The sequence below is a fragment of the Bergeyella porcorum genome (genome assembly GCF_042427575.1).
Taxonomy (GTDB): domain Bacteria; phylum Bacteroidota; class Bacteroidia; order Flavobacteriales; family Weeksellaceae; genus Bergeyella; species Bergeyella porcorum.
On the sequence record NZ_JBHMFD010000009.1, the window covers coordinates 1 to 21,081 of the forward strand.

Annotated in this window: 18 protein-coding genes and 1 pseudogene; 9 read left to right on the plus strand and 10 right to left on the minus strand. The window is 38.6% G+C overall.

Annotation, left to right across the window (positions count from 1 at the left end):
* Positions 1–162: 162 nt before the first annotated feature.
* On the minus strand, positions 163–285 hold the full coding sequence (locus ACFFUE_RS05580) for a hypothetical protein (protein WP_376833374.1): 123 nt from the start codon (positions 283–285) through the stop codon (positions 163–165).
* 95 nt (positions 286–380) lie between these two features.
* Positions 381–572: pseudogene (locus ACFFUE_RS05585) on the minus strand (IS4 family transposase); the annotation flags it as partial.
* Between the two features lie 155 nt (positions 573–727).
* On the opposite strand from ACFFUE_RS05585, the gene ACFFUE_RS05590 reads away from it, so the two are divergent.
* The 4 genes from ACFFUE_RS05590 to ACFFUE_RS05605 all read left to right on the plus strand — a co-directional run bounded on the left by ACFFUE_RS05590 (position 728) and on the right by ACFFUE_RS05605 (position 7,901).
* The gene (locus ACFFUE_RS05590; RefSeq protein ID WP_376833376.1) at positions 728–2,137 is read left to right on the plus strand and encodes an alkaline phosphatase; all 1,410 of its coding nucleotides are present in this window, start codon (positions 728–730) and stop codon (positions 2,135–2,137) included.
* A gap of 142 nt (positions 2,138–2,279) precedes the next feature.
* Positions 2,280–3,617: a M16 family metallopeptidase gene (locus tag ACFFUE_RS05595; RefSeq protein ID WP_376833378.1), complete on the plus strand. Its 1,338-nt coding sequence runs from the start codon at positions 2,280–2,282 to the stop codon at positions 3,615–3,617.
* Between the two features lie 27 nt (positions 3,618–3,644).
* Positions 3,645–5,690 carry a M16 family metallopeptidase gene (locus tag ACFFUE_RS05600; protein ID WP_376833380.1) on the plus strand — a complete coding sequence of 682 codons (2,046 nt, stop codon included), beginning with the start codon at positions 3,645–3,647 and terminating at the stop codon, positions 5,688–5,690.
* A gap of 126 nt (positions 5,691–5,816) precedes the next feature.
* Complete coding sequence (locus ACFFUE_RS05605; protein ID WP_376833382.1) at positions 5,817–7,901, plus strand: M13 family metallopeptidase; 2,085 nt, start codon at positions 5,817–5,819, stop codon at positions 7,899–7,901.
* A gap of 680 nt (positions 7,902–8,581) precedes the next feature.
* Here the strand turns inward: ACFFUE_RS05605 and ACFFUE_RS05610 are convergent.
* From ACFFUE_RS05610 to ACFFUE_RS05625, 4 genes are all read right to left on the minus strand, one after another.
* A complete protein-coding gene (locus tag ACFFUE_RS05610) occupies positions 8,582–10,678 on the minus strand; it encodes a S46 family peptidase (protein WP_376833384.1) in 2,097 nt (698 codons plus the stop codon).
* Positions 10,679–10,842: 164 nt separating this feature from the next.
* Complete coding sequence (locus tag ACFFUE_RS05615; RefSeq protein WP_376833386.1) at positions 10,843–12,282, minus strand: aminoacyl-histidine dipeptidase; 1,440 nt, start codon at positions 12,280–12,282, stop codon at positions 10,843–10,845.
* 78 nt (positions 12,283–12,360) lie between these two features.
* Positions 12,361–12,963, minus strand: coding sequence for an LURP-one-related family protein (locus ACFFUE_RS05620; RefSeq protein WP_376833654.1), 603 nt, complete (start codon positions 12,961–12,963; stop codon positions 12,361–12,363).
* A 109-nt stretch (positions 12,964–13,072) separates the two neighbouring features.
* Positions 13,073–13,504 carry a hypothetical protein gene (locus ACFFUE_RS05625; RefSeq protein WP_376833388.1) on the minus strand — a complete coding sequence of 144 codons (432 nt, stop codon included), beginning with the start codon at positions 13,502–13,504 and terminating at the stop codon, positions 13,073–13,075.
* Between the two features lie 321 nt (positions 13,505–13,825).
* On the opposite strand from ACFFUE_RS05625, the gene ACFFUE_RS05630 reads away from it, so the two are divergent.
* Positions 13,826–14,212 carry a hypothetical protein gene (locus tag ACFFUE_RS05630; RefSeq protein ID WP_376833390.1) on the plus strand — a complete coding sequence of 129 codons (387 nt, stop codon included), beginning with the start codon at positions 13,826–13,828 and terminating at the stop codon, positions 14,210–14,212.
* 217 nt (positions 14,213–14,429) lie between these two features.
* On the opposite strand, the gene ACFFUE_RS05635 is transcribed toward ACFFUE_RS05630, so the two are convergent.
* The 4 genes from ACFFUE_RS05635 to nadE form a co-directional block, all read right to left on the minus strand.
* The gene (locus ACFFUE_RS05635; protein ID WP_376833392.1) at positions 14,430–14,711 is read right to left on the minus strand and encodes a barstar family protein; all 282 of its coding nucleotides are present in this window, start codon (positions 14,709–14,711) and stop codon (positions 14,430–14,432) included.
* Positions 14,712–14,725: 14 nt separating this feature from the next.
* Positions 14,726–15,208: a ribonuclease domain-containing protein gene (locus ACFFUE_RS05640; RefSeq protein ID WP_376833394.1), complete on the minus strand. Its 483-nt coding sequence runs from the start codon at positions 15,206–15,208 to the stop codon at positions 14,726–14,728.
* Positions 15,209–15,217: 9 nt separating this feature from the next.
* The gene (gene hutH, locus ACFFUE_RS05645) at positions 15,218–16,705 is read right to left on the minus strand and encodes a histidine ammonia-lyase (protein WP_327984337.1); all 1,488 of its coding nucleotides are present in this window, start codon (positions 16,703–16,705) and stop codon (positions 15,218–15,220) included.
* A 76-nt stretch (positions 16,706–16,781) separates the two neighbouring features.
* Positions 16,782–17,573, minus strand: coding sequence for an NAD(+) synthase (gene nadE, locus ACFFUE_RS05650; RefSeq protein WP_376833397.1), 792 nt, complete (start codon positions 17,571–17,573; stop codon positions 16,782–16,784).
* Between the two features lie 66 nt (positions 17,574–17,639).
* On the opposite strand from nadE, the gene gldB reads away from it, so the two are divergent.
* The 4 genes from gldB to ACFFUE_RS05670 all read left to right on the plus strand — a co-directional run bounded on the left by gldB (position 17,640) and on the right by ACFFUE_RS05670 (position 21,071).
* A complete protein-coding gene (gene gldB / locus ACFFUE_RS05655) occupies positions 17,640–18,611 on the plus strand; it encodes a gliding motility lipoprotein GldB (protein WP_376833399.1) in 972 nt (323 codons plus the stop codon).
* A gap of 91 nt (positions 18,612–18,702) precedes the next feature.
* A complete protein-coding gene (gene gldC, locus ACFFUE_RS05660; protein ID WP_327984334.1) occupies positions 18,703–19,026 on the plus strand; it encodes a gliding motility protein GldC in 324 nt (107 codons plus the stop codon).
* 14 nt (positions 19,027–19,040) lie between these two features.
* A complete protein-coding gene (locus ACFFUE_RS05665) occupies positions 19,041–19,589 on the plus strand; it encodes an L-threonylcarbamoyladenylate synthase (RefSeq protein WP_376833401.1) in 549 nt (182 codons plus the stop codon).
* A 69-nt stretch (positions 19,590–19,658) separates the two neighbouring features.
* On the plus strand, positions 19,659–21,071 hold the full coding sequence (locus ACFFUE_RS05670) for a CCA tRNA nucleotidyltransferase (protein ID WP_376833403.1): 1,413 nt from the start codon (positions 19,659–19,661) through the stop codon (positions 21,069–21,071).
* Positions 21,072–21,081: the final 10 nt, after the last annotated feature.

The window sequence follows — 21,081 nt, forward strand, 5'->3', positions numbered from 1 at the left end:
ATTCCCTCTGGTTGTTCAGAAATTATTTTCATTAATAATAACTGAATTTACGAAATGCAAATCTAATAGCGAAGTCGAAAGCTAATGCCTAATCTGGAGTAAAATTAACAAAAAAAACTCCTTCAGCTTGGCTGAAGGAGGGTAAGGGATGATTTACAAAATTTATTTCTTCAATACTTTAAATGTTTTATCTCTTACTTTCACTATATAGAGACCAGAGTTGTCCACTTTATTGTCCCCTTTGCTTAGGCTAAGGCTTTTCACCACCTGTCCTACGGCATTCACCACTGTAACCTCTGTTGCCGTAGTGGTATAGAAAACTCACCAGAAGTAGGATTAGGATACACCTTAGTATCCTCTCCTTTTACCACATCTTGTATGGATAGTGTATAACATTTATTCAGCTGTCCGAAAGTTAGTGCCATCAATTGGTCGCGAGTTTCATAGGCGACTTTTACTTTACAGGATTGATTCTTAGTGATTTACACCGTAAATATATATACAGAAATGAGGTCTAAAATTTGTCTTATTATGGGTTTATTTGTATTTTTACTTCGCCTGAAGAGTGTCATAATTGAAAAAAAAAATGAGTTTTTTTCAATTATACGACATTCTCGGGCAACTTTTATTTTTAAAGTTTCAGATAGTTGTGCAATTCACGCAATATTTACAATATTTAACACTTAGTTTATAGAGTTTTTAATACCTTTGACAAAATTTTTTTTGAATGAAAAGACGAGATTTTCTGAAAGGCGGTTCGCTGGCATTTGGTGGACTTCTTTTCGCTCCTATAGGGGCTAAAGCCAATATAATAAAAGAAGAATTCAAAGGTAAAAAGGCCAAAAACATCATCTTTATGGTAAGTGATGGAATGAGCAACGGCACGCTGGTAATGGCTAATTTATACAGCCAAAGAAAGCTGGGCAAAGCCACCAATTGGATTTCTCTCTATGAGGATAGCCTCACGCAACGCGGGATGATGGATATGGCATCGCTAAACTCTATCGTTACAGATTCTGCTGCTGCTAGCTCCTCTTGGGGCGGTGGACATCGGGTAAACAATGGTAGCCTCAATGTAGGCCCTAATGGTGAAGAATACTTACCTATCCTGCAAAAATTTAAAAAAGCTGGAAAAAAAGTAGGCTGCGTTACCACAGTACCCATTACCCACGCTACACCAGCAGGGTTTTCAGTGTTCTCTAAAAGCAGAAATTCGCAGAGTGACATTGCTAAAACCTACTCCGAAATTGGTTTTGATGTGATGATGGGAGGAGGAAATCAATACTTTGATGCCTCTAAAAGAAAAGATGGAACCGATATGTATGAGGTGTTTCGCAAAAAGGGCTATACCGTAGCCAGAACAAAAGCGGAAATGATTGCCGCTCCTAAAAACCAACCGCTTCTAGCTACTTTTGATGAAGATGCTTTGCCTTACTCTGCCGACCGCAATAGCGATACAGAGCTTCAAAAAAACATCCCTACCCTTGCAGAAATGACCGCCAAAGCCATAGACCAAATGAAAGACCACCGCAATGGTTTTGTAATGCAAGTAGAAGCTGGAAAGGTGGATTGGGCTGCCCACGCTAATGATATTTCGGCATTGCTCTATGACCAATTGGCATTTGATGAAGCGGTAAAAGTAGCAATGGACTTCGCTAAGAAAGATGGGAATACCTTGGTGGTAATTACTACCGACCACGGTAATGCCAACCCAGGGCTTATCTATGGTAAAAATGTAGATCAGAACTTTGATAACATCCAAAAATTTACCCAAACCAATGAATGGATTTTACAAGGCATCAACCCTACAGATTCTATAAAAACGGTAAAAGATAGAATTGCACAGGCTAATGCAGGAATTTTAATCTCCGATGAAAAAGCCAAAGAAATCCTCTCCTATTACCAAACGGCAAAGCAAGAAGATGGCATCTACAACCCAAGACATCTTCCTTTCAAATTGCTTTCTGATATTCAAAAAGATTATACCTCTGTAGGATGGATTAGTATGGACCACTCCTCAGACTATGTAGAGCTCACAATGTATGGCCCTGGTAGTGAAATGATGAAACCTTTTATGAAAAACACAGATATCCATCCATTTTTGCTAAAAGCAGCTCATATAGAAAATAAGTTTTAATCTATATTACCCAAAAAAACCATCTCTCCATAAAGAGATGGTTTTTTAGTTCTTCAAACTTTAAAATAATTCAGAGAAAAAAATTCACCATCGTGTAACTTTTTCATAACTTTACCTACTCATTATAAAAATTAGATTTAAAATGAAAAAGAAATTTTTATCTGTTGCAGCATCGGCATTCGTTGCAGTGCTTGCTAATGCTCAGCAAATCAATTTTGAGGAGTATAAACTGTCTAATGGATTGCATGTAATCCTCCATCAAGACAACTCCGCACCAGTAGTTACTACTGGAGTAATGTACCACGTAGGGTCTAAAGATGAACAAGTGGGAAAAACAGGCTTTGCTCACTTCTTTGAACATCTTTTGTTTGAAGGCACCCACAATATCCAACGAGGAGAGTGGTTCAAGATTGTTTCGTCTCACGGAGGTAGCAACAATGCTAATACCACCACCGATAGAACCTACTATTACGAAACTTTCCCTTCTAATAATTTGGAGCTTGGACTTTGGATGGAATCTGATAGATTGCTACAGCCTATCATCAACCAAATTGGGGTAGATACTCAGAAAGAAGTGGTAAAAGAAGAAAAAAGACAAAGGCTAGACAATCAGCCATACGGAAGATTCAGCTACGGCGAGGCTACGATGCCACACATCTTTGATAAGCACCCATACCGATGGAGTGTGATTGGCTCGTTTGAAGATTTGAGCAGTGCCAAACTGGAAGACTTCCAGCATTTCAGCAAAAAATATTATGTTCCAAACAATGCCGTATTGGTAGTCGCAGGAGATTTTCAAACTCCAGAAGCTAAAAAACTGATTGAGAAATATTTTGGCTCCATCCCGAAAGGAGAAGTAATAAAGAAAAGCTTCCCGAAAGAAGAGCCTATCACCCAAGAGAGAAGAGTAACAGAGTACGATGCCAATATCCAGATTCCTCTTTTAGCTTTTAACTATAGAACTTCTGATAATAAGTCTAAAGATGCCTACGCTCTTGATATGCTTTCCAGCTATTTATCTGGTGGTAAAACCTCTGTGCTTTACAAAAAATATGTAGATGAGAAGAAAGAAGCATTGCAAATCTTTGCATTCAACCGTCAGATGGAAGACTACGGGGTATATACCATAGGGGTACTTCCTCAGGGGAATACACCATTAGACAAATTGGAGCAAAGCATTCAGCAGGATATTGAAAAGGTACAAAAAGATTTGATTTCCGAAGAAGAGTATCAAAAACTTCTCAACACTTATGAAAATCGTTTTGTTTCTCAGAGATCTGGTGTAGAAAACATTGCTCACGCTTTGGCAGACGCCTATATGTTGCAAGGAGATACCAATAAAATCAATACCGAACTGAAAGTTTTCCAATCTGTTACCAGAGAAGATATCAGAGAAGTAGCGAGAAAATATTTGGGTAAAAACCAAAGAATCATCATCAACTACTTACCAGAATCTGCAAAAAAATCAGAGAAAAAATAATCTTTAATCAGACATTAGACAAAAAAAATGAAAACAAAAATATTATCCATTGCGGTTGCTTTTTTAGCCCTTACTGCCAATGCTCAGATCAATCGTCCAATGCCAAAACCAGGACCCTCTCCTGTAGTCAACCTAGGCAAACCAAGTGAATTTAAACTCAGCAATGGTCTTACCGTTATCGTAGTAGAAAACCACAAACTACCAAGAGTAAGTGCCACGCTATCTATAGACAATAAACCATTTGCCTTGGGCGATAAGAAAGGTGCTGATGATCTTTTAGGCGGTCTTTTAGGAACTGGAACTACAAAACTCTCCAAAGATGACTTTAATAACAAAGTGGAGCAATTAGGAGCTAGAGTAAGCTACTCTGATGGTGGTGGAAGAGTTTCTTCCCTATCAAAATATTTCAACGAAGTATTCGGGTATTTTGCAGAAGGAGCCTTGAATCCTAAGTTTACACAAGCAGAATTTGATGCCTTGAAAGCAAGAACTATAGAAGCTTTAAAATCTGATGAAAAGAATGTGAGCTCTGCCGCTTCTAGAATGGGAAGCGTATTTACCTATGGTAAAAATCACCCTTTTTCAGAGTTTGAAACTGAAGAAAAAATCAAAAACTTATCCTTGGCAGATGTAGAAAACTACTACAAAAAATACTATGTTCCCAACAATGCCTACCTTATCTTTGTAGGAGACATTACCCCTGCAGAGGCTAAGAAGCTTTCAGAAAAGCACTTCTCTGGTTGGAAGAAAACCAAACTCAACATTGCTGATTTGCCAAAGGTAGCAGAGGTAAACAAAACAGAGATTGCCGTAGTTAATATGCCTAATGCTGTACAATCTGTAGTAGAAGTAAACTATCCTGTAACGCTTACCAAAAAAGACCCAGACTTCTATGCCGTACAAGTGGCTTCTACCATCTTAGGAGGGGATTTTAATTCAAGATTGAATATGAACCTTCGTGAAAAACACGGCTGGACTTACGGTGCCCGTGGTGGTGTAGTGGACTCCAGATATGCAGGAAGATTCTACACGAGTGCTACGGTGCGTAATAGCGTAACCGATTCTGCCGTGGTAGAAACCATCAAAGAAATGCGTGGTATGACGCTTAATAAAATAGACAACCAAGAGTTGGAAAATGTAAAGGCTAAATTCCTTGGTAACTTCGTACTGTCTTTGGAAAGACCAGAAACCGTAGCAAGCCAAGCCCTTACCAAGAAAACCAACCAATTGTCTGACGATTTCTATGCCAACTACATCCAAAACATCAACAAAGTAACCGTAGATGATGTTTTGAGAGTATCTAAAAAATACTTCCGCCCAGAGCAGGCTAAAATTGTAGTTACGGGAAAAGCAGAGGAAATAGGCGAAGGTCTGAAAAAATTAGGCTATCCTGTATCTTTCTTTGATGCTTATGGCAACCCTATAGAAGACCCTGCTAAAAATAAAAAACAAGCCAATGTTACGGCTCAGCAAATTGCAGAGAACTACATCAAAGCCATTGGAGGTAAAGCCAATGTGGACAAAGTGAAAACCGTACTACAATCTGGTAAAATCTCAATGATGGGTATGGAAGGCGAATATGTGACTAAAAATGCTTTTCCTGATAAAGTAAACAGCGTTATCAAAATAATGGGGGCTGAAATCAAGAATGTATTTGATGGTAACAAAGGTTATGCTTCGCAAATGGGTAATAGAAGAGATATGGATGCGAAACAAATTGCAGCTATGAAAGGGCAAAACAATGTATTCCCAGTATTATCTGTAGGTTTTGCAGATAGTAAAGTAGATGGCATCGTAAACCTTAATGGTAACGACCACTATAAAGTAGTGAACACAGCGGCTAAAAAAGTGGAATACTATGATGTAAAAACAGGTTTGCTTTCCAAAGTTGAAACCACTACTTCTACCCCACAAGGCGACATTACTTCCATAGCCAATTACAGCGAGTACAAAACCTTTGATGGAGTATTATTCGCTACCGTTACAGAAATGCAAGTAGGGCCTCAAACCTTTAAAATCACTTTTGACAAAGTAGAAGTGAATAAAAATGTTTCTGATGCAGATTTTCAATAATCCCTAAAGAGACTTTTTCCAATACACGAAAGTCGCTCCTTACCGAGCGGCTTTTTTTATATTAAAAGACAATCAGTTTCCAAGTTTTTTCCTAATTTTACGCCAATAATCGTAAAACAAACAGCAATGAAGAAGATTACAATAAGTCTATTGGCGTTTTCGGGGATTGTATTCCTCAACTCGTGTACCACCCAAAAAGCTCACAGCACTACCGAACCAGAAGTGCAGACCGTTTCTGAAACCTATTCTAACAAAGATAAAGGTCTGAATCTAGAATATATGGACACCACCGTGCGTCCTCAGGATGATTTTTTCAGTTTCGTGAATGGCAATTGGTACAAAACCGTGGAAATCCCTTCCGACAAAGCCAGTTGGGGATCTTTCAATAAGTTGAGAGAAGACACCGATGAAAAATCACTTTCTATCCTCAATAAAATCCTTTCTGAAAACTACGCTCCCAACTCCGAAGGACAAAAAATACAAGCCCTCTACGGTACTTTTATGGATTGGGACAAGAGAAATGAACTTGGCATCAGCCCTATTCAAAGTGATTTAGCAAAGATTGACGCTATAAAATCCATCGCAGATTTGCAGAAATATCTGATAACCGCCACCAAAACAAGAAACAATCCTTTCTATATGTGGGGCGTAGGCTCTGACCTAAAAAACTCTAAAATGAATGCCGTCTATCTTGGTGGACCTTCTTTGGGATTAGGAAAAGACTATTATCAAAAAGTGAATGAGTCTAATACCAAAACCCTAGCAGAGTATCAAAAATTCGCAGCTCAATTGTTCTCCGTTCTAGGATATGCTAACGCCGATGCTACAGCACAGAAAGTGGTAAACTTTGAAAAAGAACTAGCCAACTACCTCCTTACCAATGAACAAGCTAGAGATGCCAACCTAAGATACAACCCTAAAACCACCGAAGAGCTTAAAACTTTGGTGAAAAATATCAATCTTCCTACTTACCTCACCTCCGTGGGCGTTAATACCGATAGGGTGATTATTGGTGAACTAAAATATTATCAAAACTTAGATAAAATCCTTAGCTCCAAAAACCTACCCCTCATCAAAGATTATATGAAATATCAGCTTCTTAGAGGAAATTTAGGCAGCTTGGATAAGAAAATGGACGACATCAGTTTCAATTTCTATTCCAAATACCTGCAAGGGCAAAAAGAACAAAGAGCAATGGATAAGCGAGGACTACAGCTCGTAAATGGGGTATTGGGTGAAGCCTTCGGAAAACTTTATGTAGAGCAATACTTCCCTGCAGAGGCCAAAGGTAAAATGGAAGAGTACATCAACTACATCCGAAAAGCTTTCTCAAAAAGAATAGATGAGCTAGACTGGATGTCTGCTGAAACCAAAGTAAAAGCCCAAGAAAAACTAGCTAAATTTAATGTAAAAATAGCCTATCCAGATGAGTGGAGAGATTACTCAAAACTTCGAATGACCGCTCCAAAAGATGGTGGAACTTATTACAATAATATGGAAAACCTTGCTGAATGGAGCTACCAAAGAAATCTGGATAAAATAGGGAAACCAGTAGATAAAAAAGAATGGGGAATGTCTCCACAGACGGTAAATGCCTATTACAGCTCTACCAACAATGAGATTGTATTCCCAGCGGCTATCTTACAAGCTCCGTTCTTCAATTTTGATGCCGACCCAGCCGTTAATTTCGGTGGCATTGGAGCGGTAATTGGTCACGAAATCTCTCACGGTTTTGATGATGGTGGTTCAAGGTTTGATGGAGATGGCAACTTGAAAAACTGGTGGACAGATGCGGATAGAAAAAACTTTGATGTTAAAGTTGGTCAGCTAGCCACACAGTTTGACCAATACGAACCCGTGAAGGGAAGTTTCGTCAATGGGAAGTTTACCAGCGGAGAAAATATTGGCGACTTGGGTGGCGTAGCCGTAGCCTACGAAGCATTGCAAATGTATCTAAAAGATAAAGGCAACCCTGGTACCATCAGCGGATATACCCAAGACCAAAGATTCTTTATGAGCTGGGCAACGGTATGGAGAACCAAATCTACCGACCAATACTTGCAAAACCAAGTAAAAACAGACCCTCACACCCCAGGGTATTACAGAGCTTTCGCTCCCCTACTGAATATTGATGCCTTCCACGAAGCTTTCAATACCAAACCGGGAGATAAGATGTACAAAGCACCAAACGAAAGAATTAAGATTTGGTAATTGTGAATATAAAAAAGGCTATCTTTATTGAGATAGTCTTTTTTGTTCTTATAATTCAACCTTTAAAAGTAACTTTTTTTCAAACTTAACTCGTGTGCTTATTTTTGGGGAATAGTATACCACCTACACAAATCTATCTCTATTGATATTCACCACGGGCGTTGGCTCGTGGTTTTTTATTTTCCATTAGCCATTTCATCACGGGGGAAGCCTTGGGTAATTGCTCAAACCTCATTTCACTTCGGGGGAAGCTTCGGGAAAATGATTTTTTGCCGTTTCATCTCGGGGGAAGCCTTGGGCAATTGCTCAAGGCTCATTTTATCTCGGGGGAAGCTTCGGGCAATTGACTTTTTGCCGTTTCATCACGGGGGAAACTTCGGGGTTTTTATTCATTAATAATTATTTTATATTTTCACGAAATTCAATAAAAAAACCGTGTTATTTTTGCATATACCAATAAATCGCTCGCATAATACTTTCCCCAAAGTGTAATAACACCTTTGATTCAGCAGCAACAAAAACTCAAAAGCCTGCACTTTACACAGTGGCGATTTAAGGAAATTTCATCGAAAAGAAAATAATGAAACGCTATTTTGAAAAGTAGTAATATCAGGCTCAAAATAAAAAGCAACAACCATCCGCAGACTGCTGTTGCTATTATTATCGGGTCTAAAAGTAGATTACTTCACAATCTTCATTTCGTTCAGTAGCCATTTGGCATCGGCATATTTATCAATAATGAAAAGAATGTACTTGGTATCTACCATTATATTTCGGCTAAAACGAGGGTCAAAGTTGATGTCACTCATTGTTCCTTCCCATTGGCGGTCAAAATTGAGTCCTATCAAATTACCGTGGGCATCCAATGCTGGACTTCCCGAGTTACCGCCCGTAGTGTGGTTGGTCGCCGTAAAATTGACAGGAACATCACCCGTTGCGTTTTTGTACACGCCAAAGTCTTTTTTATTGTAAAGTTCTATCAGTTTTTGTGGTACATCAAATTCATAATCTCCAGGCACATATTTTTCCATCACACCAGCAAGGTGAGTCTGATAGCCGTAGTAAAGTGCATCTTTCGGATTAGAACCTTTCACTTGCCCATAGGCTACACGCAGTGTAGAGTTGGCATCTGGGAAGAAAGGTCTGCTCTTATCCGTTGCCATCTGCTGTGCCATAAAGGTTTTTTGCTCTTTATCAATCTGCTTTTGAAGTTCGGTATATCGGTCTGCAACCTTTCCGAAATAGGCTTTTTTCAGCATTACTAAAACGCCCATCAGCGGGTCATTAGCGATTTCTTTTTTTAAAGCCTCTTGGTTTTCAAAAACTTTATTGATATCGCTGTGGGTAGTAGCTCCATTGAAAGGTTTTCTCCCCGTCACCACAGAGTTTTTAGACCATCCTTCTACTGCGTTCAAAGTTTTATCCAAATCTTTGAATTGGGCAAAACCTTCTGGCAAGAACTGCTCTGGCGTTTTAAGAGCGTAAAGGTTAAGGATTTTCGCTGTTACTTTGGCGTCTAATTCTCCATCATAATCCTTGTAGATGGACGCCAATCTCTTGGTGTCAATTTTATTCTGAGCCAAAAGCCCTTCGTATAGGTTGAGTAGCATCAGCGTTTCTGAATTTCTAAGCAACTCGCTGTAATATGCACGGTTGAGGGCATACGGAGCTTGCTCGTTGTACAATCTATTCAGATTATCCACCGTGGTTTTTACCGCTGGATTTTTCTTGATGAGTTCCGCTTCATAAGCCTTTTTCTTGGCTACGGCGTTGGATTTTTTAAGCCCCTCTACCTCGCCTTGCCATTTCTTCCAATAGTTGGCAGTAGAAGCAAATTTAGATGCATATTTTATTCTGGTAGCGTCATCGGTACGCATCTTTTCATCTAAGACCTTCAAGGCAATATCCCTTACGGAAATCATTGCAGGGTCTATCTCATTCATTATTTTTTCTACAGCAATGGCTGGAAGGTATTCTTGCGTTCTCCCTGGAAATCCGAAAACAAAAGTAAAATCTCCCTCTTTCTTGTCTTTGATGGAAATTGGCAAGAAATGTTTAGGCTGATATGGGACATTGTCTTTGGAGTATTCTGCAGGCTTATTGTTTTTATCCGCATAGATTCTAAACACGGCAAAATCCCCTGTATGCCTTGGGAACACCCAGTTATCTGTATCTGAACCAAATTTACCAATAGAAGATGGCGGAGCCCCCACCAAGCGAACATCTTTGTAAGATTCTATGATGTAGGCGTAGTATTTATTACCATAATACATTGATTTTACCACCACTTTTTGGTAAGGTTCTACTTTGAAGGAAGCTTTTACCTTCTCTATATTTTGATTAATCTCCGCTTCGGAAAGGTTGGGATTTCCTGCCAGCACCTCGTTGGTCACTTCTTTAATATCCACCACGAAATCTGCCGTTACCCCAGGATTAGGCAATTCTTCACTCATATTTTTTGCCCAAAAACCATTTTTAAGATAATCGTTTTGAAGGGTAGAATGAGCCTGAATTTCACTATAACCACAATGGTGATTGGTAAGGAGCAAACCTTTTGGAGAGATAATTTCCCCCGTACAGCCGCCATCGTACTGCACTACAGCATCCTTAATGCTGGGTTTATTCGGGTTGAAAATATCTTTTGCAGAAATTTTCATACCGAGTTCTTTCATTTCTTTTTCATTGAGTTCGGTAGGCATCCACATTCCGCCGTATTGCTGTGCAAAAGCCATTACTGCAGGAAATAGAGCCGATAGAAGTATATTCTTTCTTAGCATTGTTTAAAATTTTGGGGTTAAAAATACGGATTTTTGGAGAATTATTCTACGATAAAAGATTTCATTTTTTTGATAATTACGGCTTGTAAACTTTCAATTAGTCAGCATTACTCTTGTTATAATAAAAAAATTCCAACCCTTATAAGTTGGAATTTTATTTTTTATTATTTCTTTGGAATATTAGCTAAAATATCTTTCAGATACCCCCAAAACTTCTGAGTGGAAGAGATGCTGGCTCTTTCGTCTGGTGAATGTGCCCCACGGATGGTAGGTCCAAAGCTTACCATCTCCATCTCTGGATAATTGGCTCCAATAATACCACATTCTAGCCCTGCGTGGCACGCTACAATATGAGGCTTTGATGTAAATTTTTCCTCATAAAGTTGCTCCATTACTTTTACTATTTCGGAACCTGGCTTAGGTTTCCATCCTGGGTATGAGCCACTAAACTCTACCTTAATTCCAGCTAATTCAAACACAGATTTTAATTGCTCTGCTACAGCCATCTTGGAAGACTCTACAGAAGAACGCGTGAGACAAAGGATTTTCAGCTCCCCGTTTTTAAGGGCTACTCTGGCAACATTATTAGATGCTTCTACCAAGTCTGCCACATCTGGACTCATTCTATAAACGCCATTGTGTGCTGATTTCAAGGCTAAAACTATCTTTTGGGAATGTTCTACAGAGATTCCTTTCTCCGAGGAAGGATACTGTGCTATGGAAATGCTCAACTCTTTTTCTAATGATTCAAATTCTTCTAAAATCTCAGCTTTCAATTCTGAAAAAGCATCTAAGTATTGTTCTGCATTTTTCACCGATATTACCGCAATGGCTTCCCTCGGGATAGCATTTCTAAGGCTTCCCCCTTCTATGGAGATAAGCTGAAGATTTTGTTCTAATGCAGGATAAAGCAATCGTCCTAAAATGATATTAGCATTCCCCAGTCCTTTGTGAATATCCATACCAGAATGCCCACCCTGCAATCCTTTAATCTCTATGCGAAGTGTGGTACCTGCTACAGACTCTTGTGGATAGCTCTGTGTAGCCGTTACATCTATCCCTCCTGCACAGCCTATATCTATCTCATCATCTTCTTCGGTATCTAGGTTGAGGAGAATCTCACCGTGAAGTTGCCCCGGCTTTAAGGCTAATGCCCCCGTCATTCCTGTTTCTTCATCTATGGTAAAAAGAGCCTCCAATGCAGGATGTGGAATATCTGAACTTTCTAAAACTGACATTATTGCCGCCACTCCCAAGCCGTTATCCGCTCCCAAAGTAGTTCCTTTGGCTTTTACCCAATCACCATCAATTTCCATCTCTATGCCTTGGGTTTCAAAATCAAATTCTACATCATTGTTTTTCTGGCAAACCATATCTAAGTGAGACTGAAGCACTACTGGCTTTCGGTCTTCCATACCTAGGGTGGCTGGTTTTTTGATGATGACATTGCCTACCTCATCTACGGTAGTTTCAAGTCCCAATTGCTCGCCAAAGTTTTTGATAAAAGCAATCACTTTTTCTTCCTTTTTAGAAGGTCTAGGAACTGCATTGAGTGCAGCAAAATTTTTCCAAATAATTTTAGGTTCTATATCTGTAAGATTCATATATGAATATTTTTTCCAAATTTAAGAATAAAAAAACGGACCGAAAAGTTTTATCAGTCCATTAACTTTTGAAAGATGTTATCCTCTTGCTCTTTCCAGAAGCACCATCATCATTAGTGATAGGATAATTAGACTTTCTTTATCATCGGTAATATCTACTTTTCTTCTGAGCTGAAAGCGTCTCCCGAAAAATGAAGGCATTTTTTTAAGTTCGAAAAGTAGATTTCCGTTTCTATCTTTTACATCATAAGTAGGATTGAGGAAATATCCCGTAAAGAAACCTATAATTGGTAATTCTCCCACGAAGCTGTCCCAAAATTTCACCCACGCATTGCGTTCGGAGATATGATATTGCACTTGTTTATTTTCGTCTAAAACTTCGTAGGTAGATTTCCACAGAGAACGCATTCCCTTTCTAGCTAAAGTGCCTACAAGATTTCCCAAATGGTCTCGTAACGCATAAGAAGCATTGAAATCTATCCATTGATTGGCAGCGATATGATACAACTCTTCTCTACGACTTTCATCTGAAAATACCACCACTTTTTCCTTTAGTTTGAAAAGTTTTTGGCGTACATAGCACACATAGTTGCCATTGGCATCTGTAATATTAAAATCACTAGAAAGTGTAGAAATTCTGAATTTAAAATCCAATGGATAATTGAGGTTTTTAAGCGTCATCATAATTTATTTTTCTCAAAGATAATTATTTTTACTATACCTGAAGTTTAAACTACTCTAGTATGCTATGCAGTTTTAAATAAAATCTCAAATATATTATCAAAATCATCTATTTTACTCTATAACTAAAAGTAGTATCTATTTTATGAATATGATTTTTGGAACCATCAATATTTATTTTAATAACAATGCTATCTGTATCAGATTTTAAAGAATAAACCTTCATAAGCTCACTATACACAGAATCACTAAATACTCTAATATTATTTTTATTAAGCCTAACATTAGGGCTATCTATACCACCTCTTTCTATTGAAATGTAATGTATTTTTTCACCTTTATGAGGATAAAAATATGTAATATAAAGTCCAGTACTTTTTTTAAAATTTTCAAAAAAAGATATTTCTTTTGAAGTCATTGTATGAGCATCAGCTTTACCCATAGCTAAAGACCAAAAAATCATATTTCCGATAATAACAAATAATAAAACCATTGGTGTCCCAATGAGAAATAATTTTAAAATATTTTCTTTTTTCATCATTTTAATCCAAAAAAAATCATTTTTATAACGAAAAATTTTAACAACTTTTTTTTCAATACCTTGATTTTACACAATCTAAAATACAACTAGTAAAGATAAGCAATTAATCGGTTTGCAGTTTAATTTCCTAACTTATTCAAAAATCTATCATAAGAATCCACTTACCATTCATCAGCTTGATAAAAGCTAACATTTTCCATCATATCCAAATTTCCAATGTTAATTTTACATTAATTATTTGTTAATTCAATTTAAATTCACTTACTTTGTATTGGATTATCATCCAATTCACTGATTAACAACCCTAAAATTACAAGTAAGATGAAAAATACAATATTGAAAACCTTCGGTTTTATAGGCGTTTTGGCGATTTCAGCAGTTTTCTCTAACGCTAAAGCTCAGGACGCAAACCTCTTGCAGGAAGTGAATATAACACAAAAAGATAATTTCAAACAACTGAGAAACTTGGTATCTCAAAACTTTGATTTTACCAACCCTAATTTATCAGAGGGCAATACGGAAAGTGTAGTTAAATTTGAAGTAGCTGAAAATGGAAAAATCAGCAATGTGGAAGTTAGTGGCGACTGCAAATACATCAATGAAGAGCTGAAAAATGTAATGACACAGCTTAGCTATAAGTTTCACAATCCTAATCAGTTATCCAATGTCTATGTGATGCCTATCAACATTCTCATTGCATCAAGATAACAGCAAAATCATTTAAAGCCAAAAGAAGCCGTCTCACAACCCGTGTAAGACGGCTTTTTGATTTTTGCTATCCTATTATTATACCTCCCCCTGCCCCTTTCAAAGAGGAATGCTATTGACACCGTTTTTATTCCACGCCAGTCGCATTATTCTCATTAAACATAGGAACAATAAAAAACCTCATTAAAATTGATTCAATAAGGTTTTTCATATCATTTTACTCGTCTTCGTACTGTTCCAGATAATAGGCAAAACTAAACCCATCTACTTGCTCCTCCACATCTTCTAAAGTTGATAGCAGGTCTTCAAAATCCTCCAATTGCTCCACGCTCATATTCACGAACTCTATGCGCAGAGGCATTGGCAACTCCCCTGTTATCACATCTTCCAAAGCATCCAGATTGTCTCCAAAATACTCTGGTAAAGATACTTTCTCTTTCAGCTGAGTGTAGAAATCTTCGTAATCTCCTATCTCTACAAAATCTATATATACCGTCATTGTTTCTATTTTTTTTATTGTTTTTGAAAACTTTTGTAATGATTGTGCGTTAGCCAGACCTCCCCTTTCTTGGTAAACACAATACGGTCTGCTCCACGATTGCCACAATTATAGTTGACATCCGCCTCGAAATATTGCTCCCCTTTAGGTAACTTTCCTTCCCTATTAGAGAAGCGGTCTCCACCAATAGCTTGCCCTGGCAGCACCTCACAGAGATTCCCTTGGGAAGGTATCCAGCCTTTCTTTTTCGCTTCAGACTTGGTAAGATAGTAGGAGGGCAATGTTCCATTTTGTTTCACGAAAGGAATTACCACTTCCTCCGAGGTCAGCTCGTCTATTGCCTTAGAATCTGATGTCCTTGAAACCTCTTTTGTTTCACTAAAAGTATTCATCTCCTCCTGCGTGGCTTCATTTTTCTCTAACAAGCGAGGCAACAGCGTTCCTATGACAATCCCTACTGCAAGGATGAGTAATGTTTTTATTATTTTAAAATTCATTATTTATCTTTAGTTCACTACAAAAGCCCTATCGCGGATAAGCTCCGCAATGGCTAAAATATCTTTACCTATCAGCCTATCGTCTTCCAATTTAGCCACTTTACTTCTTACAATATCATAGTTCTTTTCGATAATCTCTGAACATTGGGCGGGTCTTCGGAATTCCAAACCTTGTGCTGCATACATCAACTCGATGGCAAAAATATTCACCAAATTATCCAACACCTGATTAAACTTTCTCCCCGAAATACTGCCCATAGACACGTGGTCTTCCTGCCCCAGACTGGTAGGCACGCTATCTGCTGATGCAGGGAAACATAAGGTTTTATTCTCGGTAACCAACGCCGCAGAGGTGTATTGCGGAATCATAAAGCCAGAGTTAAGCCCAGAGTATTCTGTGAGCAATCTTGGCAAGCCAAATTTGCCTTCCAATAAAAGGTAGCACCTCCTATCCGAGATATTTCCCAACTCCGCCGATGCCAAAGTGGCGTAGTCTAACGGCAAAGCCATCAGCTGCCCGTGAAAATTTCCACCAGAGATAGACTCTTCAGCACTCAAAACAATAGGATTATCCGTTACAGAGTTCAGCTCCGTTTCTGCCATTTGTTTCAGATGTTCAAAGGCATTTCTGCTGGCACCGTGCACCTGCGGTACACATCGGAAAGAATAAGGGTCTTGTACTCTATCACAAAACTCGTGTGAAGAGAGATTTTCAGAATCTTTTAGAAAGTGAAGCATCCTAGCCGCTACTTTTTTACTCCCTTCAAATGGGCGAATATCGTGCAACTCCTTCTTAAATGGGCTTGCAGAGCCTCGGTAGGCTTCTAGCGACATTGCGGCTGCCATATCTGCTAGGTCTAAGAGGTATTCCATTTTCTCTAATCCTTTGATGGCGTGGGCAAGGATGAACTGCGTTCCGTTAATCAAGCCCAAACCTTCTTTTGGCCCAAGCTTTAACGGTTCTAGTTGATGCTCTTTCAATACGATTTCCGTATCACAAGGCTCCCCATCTTTCCATACTTTTCCCAGACCTATCAACGGCAAAACTAAGTGCGATAGCGGTGCCAAATCTCCCGATGCCCCCACCGAGCCCTGCTCTGGCACTACGGGGATAATGTCTTTCTCCAGCATTAGCACCATACGCTCTATCACTTCCAGAGAAACCCCCGAAAATCCTTTGGACAGGGCGTGGACTTTAGCAATCATCATTATCTTAGAAAGCTCTTTATCTATGGGTTTTCCTACGCCTACTGCGTGAGAGATGATGAGATTATGCTGCAACTGAGCCGTTTCCTCTTCAGAAATCTTCACATCGCAGAGGGGACCAAATCCCGTGTTAATCCCATAGACCGTTCTATCTGACTCTACAATCTTTCGGACATTTTTTTGCGATTTTAATATTTGATTTTTAGCTTCTTTGGTCAGTTTTCCTTTCGATGGATTCTTTGCAATTGCCAAAACATCGTGAAAAGTAAATGTATCTATACCGTAAATCATTATAATAATTTTTTAAGCCCTAAATTTAAAGTTAATTATTGAAATATTAAAATGTTATCCTTAGAGTTAAAGTATTTTAATCTTTATACTCCTCTGGAATCGTACAAACTGGGATAGGATTGATTTTATGCTGAGCGGCTTTGTGCATACGGGCAAAGATTTTATAGACTTCCAAATCTCTCTCTTTATAGTCGGCTTCTGTTTTCTTGCCCCATTCTTTTTGGATTTTTTCCAACTCTGGGTAGGTGGCTCCTATCTGCTGCTCATCGGTACGCTCGGTATCCCAAAGTCCATCGGTAGGGATGGCATTCTGGATAGATTCCACCAAATTGAGGGCTTTTGCCAAGGCATAAACTTCTGTTTTATAAAGGTCTGCGATAGGTGAAACATCTACGCCTCCATCACCGTATTTGGTATAGAAACCTATCCCAAAATCTTCCACTTTGTTGCCTGTACCGCATACTAGCAAGCCATTAATCTGCCCATAATAATAGAGCGTAAGCATTCTCAGTCGGCTTCGGGTATTTGCCAGAGCCAATTTTTCGTTGGCACTTTCGGTTTCCTCCGCTTTGAAGGTGGTCAATAGTTCCTCAAAAGCGGGGGTTAGGTTTATGCTCATTGCCTTGGCATTGGGGAACCTTGCCGTAATGTCATTCATATGTTCCCATGCACGGTTTACTTGGTCTTCCTTTTGGCGGATGGGCATTTCCAGCATCAGTAAATCTAGCCCCGTCATTGCACACAATGTAGAGACTACACCGCTATCTACCCCACCAGAAACACCTATGATATAACCCTTTACGCCAGCTTTGGTAGCATAGTCTTTCAGCCAATCTACAATGTGATTGATAATTTTATTGGTTTGCATCGTCATTCTATTTTAAAAGTTTAAATGAAATAACTACTTTTGTAAATATTTATCGTTGTAAAAATAATGAAGTTTTTTAGATATACCGCTATTTTTTTAATATTCGTTTTAGGATTGATGTCTTGCCAAAAAGAAAACGCTTCTCATTGGGACAATGCCATAGATACCCCGAAAGAAGCGGTATCGGTAACTGATATTTCTGGAGATTTTTTCAATCCCAGCATCAGCACTGTGGCTTTTAAACAAAAATACCCTTGGTTTCAAGGGACGGTAAGCGATGCTGATTTTGAAGCGCGCAGAAGCGATTCCACGGAAATTAAAATCTACAAAGAGGCGATTGCTAAAATCAATCAACCGCAATTAAAAAGCGATTTATCTGAGCTTTTCACAAGGGTAAAATTTTATTTTCCTTCCTTTCAAACTCCGAAAGTCTATCTTTTTTCCTCTGCTCTTCAGATGGCAAAAGACCCGATAATCTTGGACCCTAATGAAGGTTTTCTGTTTATAGACATTTCTGGATTTATGGGAGAAAACAACTCTAATTACAAAGGGATAGAGCAATATTATCAAAAGTCTATGCAGCCTCAAAATATTGTCCCAAAGGTATCTCAAATCATTGCTGAGCAATTGGTTCCTGCAAGTTTGGAGCATCAGAAATTTATTGATATGCTAATCTACAATGGAAAAATAATGCTGCTGCAAGATGCTTTTTTGCCTAAAACCCCCGATGATTTGAAAATCAACTACACGCCTCAGCAGTACGATTGGGCGATTGCCAATGAGGAAAATATCTGGAACTATTTTATAGAAAATGATTTGATTTTCAGTGATGAATCCCGATTGCAAGAGCGATTTATTACCCCAGGTCCTTTTTCTAAGTTCTATACGGCTATTGATAACGAGTCTTCTCCACAAATTGGAATTTTTATAGGATGGCAAATCTGCAAAGCGTATTTTGAGAAAAATCCTAAAACGCCATTGATGGATTTCCTAGCTCTAGACTCTGAAACCATTTTTAATAATAGCGGATATAAGTAATTGTTAATTGTTAATTATAAATTTAAGCTATCAACCGACAACTATAAACTATAAACTATAAACTATAAACAATCATCAAACTAATAAAAAAATGCGTAAAACAACCATTACCATAGATGTAGAATTAGATGAAAATCATATTCCTGAAAAAATGACTTGGAATGCCCAAGATGGTGGCATTGAATCTCAAGAAACCAAAGCTACAATGATTTCCGTTTGGGATGATAAGGCAATGGAAGCCCTCAGGATAGACCTTTGGACAAAGGATATGCCCGTGGACCATATGAAGCGTTTTTTTCATCAGATTATCATTTCCTTAGGACACACCTATCAAAGGGCTACGGGCGAAGATGATGTAGCAGAGTGGATAGAGAATATGGCAGAGGAATTTGCAATTAAATCGGCTATCAAATAAATTTTATATCTTTAATGAATCAGATTATAGACATTCTAAAAAACGGTGGCACCATCCTCTACCCCACAGATACCATCTGGGGTATAGGTTGCGATGCTACCAATGTAGAAGCCGTCCGTAAAGTATTTGATATTAAAAAACGAGAAAAAAACAAGTCTTTCATCATCTTAGTAGAAAGCGAAAAACGACTGCAAGATTTGGTAGAGGTACCAGAGATGGCTTGGGAAATCATTGACCTGAGCGAAAAACCCGTTACCATTGTCTATGATAATCCCCACGGATTGCCAAGAGAACTTTTAGCCGAAGATGGAAGCATTGGCATCAGGCTGGTGAAAGATAATTTTTGTAAAAAACTGATTTCCAAACTCAATCAACCTTTAGTTTCTACCTCTGCCAATTTTAGCGGAGAGAAAAGCCCAATGAAGTTTTCAGATATCAATCCTGAAATCATTCGCTTGGTAGATTACGCCGTAGAAGACCATAGAGAAAGGGTTTCGCAATGGCAAGGTTCATCCGTGATTAGAGTGTGGGCAGATAATAGAATTAAAGTATTGAGGGAATAAATTCTTATTACAAAATCAATATTAAATAGTAGAAACATAAAGGACATCTCCATAATCCTTAACAAAATAATGCATATCAATCTTAATCAAAATAAAAATTTAAAATTATTTAAAACCATTTCTGAAGTAGCACACCAGCAGGGGCAGACTGTCTATGTTGTTGGAGGCTATGTGCGTGATTTACTAATGAAACGCAAAGCACCTACGGATATTGATTTTGTAACGGAGCAAAATGGCATTCACCTCGCTCAAAAAGTTGCCGAAAGCATCAATCCAAAACTCAAAGTTTCTGTATTCAAAACCTATGGCACGGCGATGTTTCGTCATAATGATTTGGAGCTAGAATTTGTAGGTGCCAGAAAGGAAAGCTACTCTGAAGATAGCCGAAAACCATCGGTAGAAGTAGGCACTTTGGAAGACGACCAAAAACGCCGAGATTTTACCATCAATGCAATGGCTATTTCTCTCAATAAAGACAATTTTGGAGAACTGATAGACCCCTTCAATGGAAGGGAAGACTTGCAAAACGGCATCTTGCGTACCCCTTTAGACCCCCATCAGACTTATTCTGATGATCCGCTGAGAATGATGCGTGCTATCCGATTTGCTTCCACATTAGGTTTCAAAATAGAATCTAAGTCTTTGGAAGCCATCAAGAAAGAAGCCCACCGCATTCAGATTGTGTCTATGGAACGCATTATGGTGGAGTTTAACAAAATTATGCTTTCAGAGCAGCCTTCTATCGGACTAAAACTATTGGATGATACCACGCTTTTAGAAAAAATCATCCCAGAGCTCACCGCCCTGAAAGGCATAGAAGAAGTGGAAGGACAAACCCATAAAGACAATTTCTATCATACACTGGAAGTGGTGGATAACATCTCTAAAAACACCGATAAACTTTGGCTTCGCTGGGCAGCTTTGCTTCACGACATTGGGAAAGCTCCTACCAAAAAATTTGTAGAAGGAACAGGCTGGACATTCCACGGACACGAGTTTCTCGGTTCCAAAATGGTGAAAAAACTCTTTCAAAGGCTTAAACTTCCCCTCAATCAAGATATGAAGTATGTTCAGGAAATGGTAAAGCTGTCCTCCCGCCCTATCGCTTTGATTACCGATGATGCTTCAGACTCTGCACTAAGGCGTTTGCTCTTTGATGCAGGAGAGGATTTGGAAGATTTATTCATCCTCTGTAAAGCCGATATCACTACTAAAAACGCTTCCAAACAAAGGAAATATCAGAAAAACTTTGATTATGTCGCTAAGAAAATCAAAGAGGTGGAAGAAAAAGACCAAATAAGAAACTTTCAGCCACCTGTTTCAGGAGAAGAGATTATGGCAATGTTCGGTTTAAAACCTGGGCGTGAAGTGGGTATTTTAAAAGAAAAAGTGAAAGAAGCCATCTTGGAAGGCGATATTGCTAATGATAAAACCGAAGCCATCGCCTTTGTAAAACAAGAAGCCAAAAAAATGGGATTATAATAAAAACTCA

What these genes read in the sequence shown, in the direction of transcription:
- ACFFUE_RS05590 (WP_376833376.1), top strand. Translation starts at nt 728, where the DNA reads ATGAAAAGACGAGATTTTCTGAAAGGCGGTTCGCTGGCATTTGGTGGA.
- ACFFUE_RS05595 (WP_376833378.1), top strand. Translation starts at nt 2,280, where the DNA reads ATGAAAAAGAAATTTTTATCTGTTGCAGCATCGGCATTCGTTGCAGTG.
- ACFFUE_RS05600 (WP_376833380.1), top strand. Translation starts at nt 3,645, where the DNA reads ATGAAAACAAAAATATTATCCATTGCGGTTGCTTTTTTAGCCCTTACT.
- ACFFUE_RS05605 (WP_376833382.1), top strand. Translation starts at nt 5,817, where the DNA reads ATGAAGAAGATTACAATAAGTCTATTGGCGTTTTCGGGGATTGTATTC.
- ACFFUE_RS05610 (WP_376833384.1), bottom strand. Translation starts at nt 10,678, where the DNA reads ATGCTAAGAAAGAATATACTTCTATCGGCTCTATTTCCTGCAGTAATG.
- ACFFUE_RS05615 (WP_376833386.1), bottom strand. Translation starts at nt 12,282, where the DNA reads ATGAATCTTACAGATATAGAACCTAAAATTATTTGGAAAAATTTTGCT.
- ACFFUE_RS05620 (WP_376833654.1), bottom strand. Translation starts at nt 12,963, where the DNA reads ATGACGCTTAAAAACCTCAATTATCCATTGGATTTTAAATTCAGAATT.
- ACFFUE_RS05625 (WP_376833388.1), bottom strand. Translation starts at nt 13,504, where the DNA reads ATGATGAAAAAAGAAAATATTTTAAAATTATTTCTCATTGGGACACCA.
- ACFFUE_RS05630 (WP_376833390.1), top strand. Translation starts at nt 13,826, where the DNA reads ATGAAAAATACAATATTGAAAACCTTCGGTTTTATAGGCGTTTTGGCG.
- ACFFUE_RS05635 (WP_376833392.1), bottom strand. Translation starts at nt 14,711, where the DNA reads ATGACGGTATATATAGATTTTGTAGAGATAGGAGATTACGAAGATTTC.
- ACFFUE_RS05640 (WP_376833394.1), bottom strand. Translation starts at nt 15,208, where the DNA reads ATGAATTTTAAAATAATAAAAACATTACTCATCCTTGCAGTAGGGATT.
- hutH (WP_327984337.1), bottom strand. Translation starts at nt 16,705, where the DNA reads ATGATTTACGGTATAGATACATTTACTTTTCACGATGTTTTGGCAATT.
- nadE (WP_376833397.1), bottom strand. Translation starts at nt 17,573, where the DNA reads ATGCAAACCAATAAAATTATCAATCACATTGTAGATTGGCTGAAAGAC.
- gldB (WP_376833399.1), top strand. Translation starts at nt 17,640, where the DNA reads ATGAAGTTTTTTAGATATACCGCTATTTTTTTAATATTCGTTTTAGGA.
- gldC (WP_327984334.1), top strand. Translation starts at nt 18,703, where the DNA reads ATGCGTAAAACAACCATTACCATAGATGTAGAATTAGATGAAAATCAT.
- ACFFUE_RS05665 (WP_376833401.1), top strand. Translation starts at nt 19,041, where the DNA reads ATGAATCAGATTATAGACATTCTAAAAAACGGTGGCACCATCCTCTAC.
- ACFFUE_RS05670 (WP_376833403.1), top strand. Translation starts at nt 19,659, where the DNA reads ATGCATATCAATCTTAATCAAAATAAAAATTTAAAATTATTTAAAACC.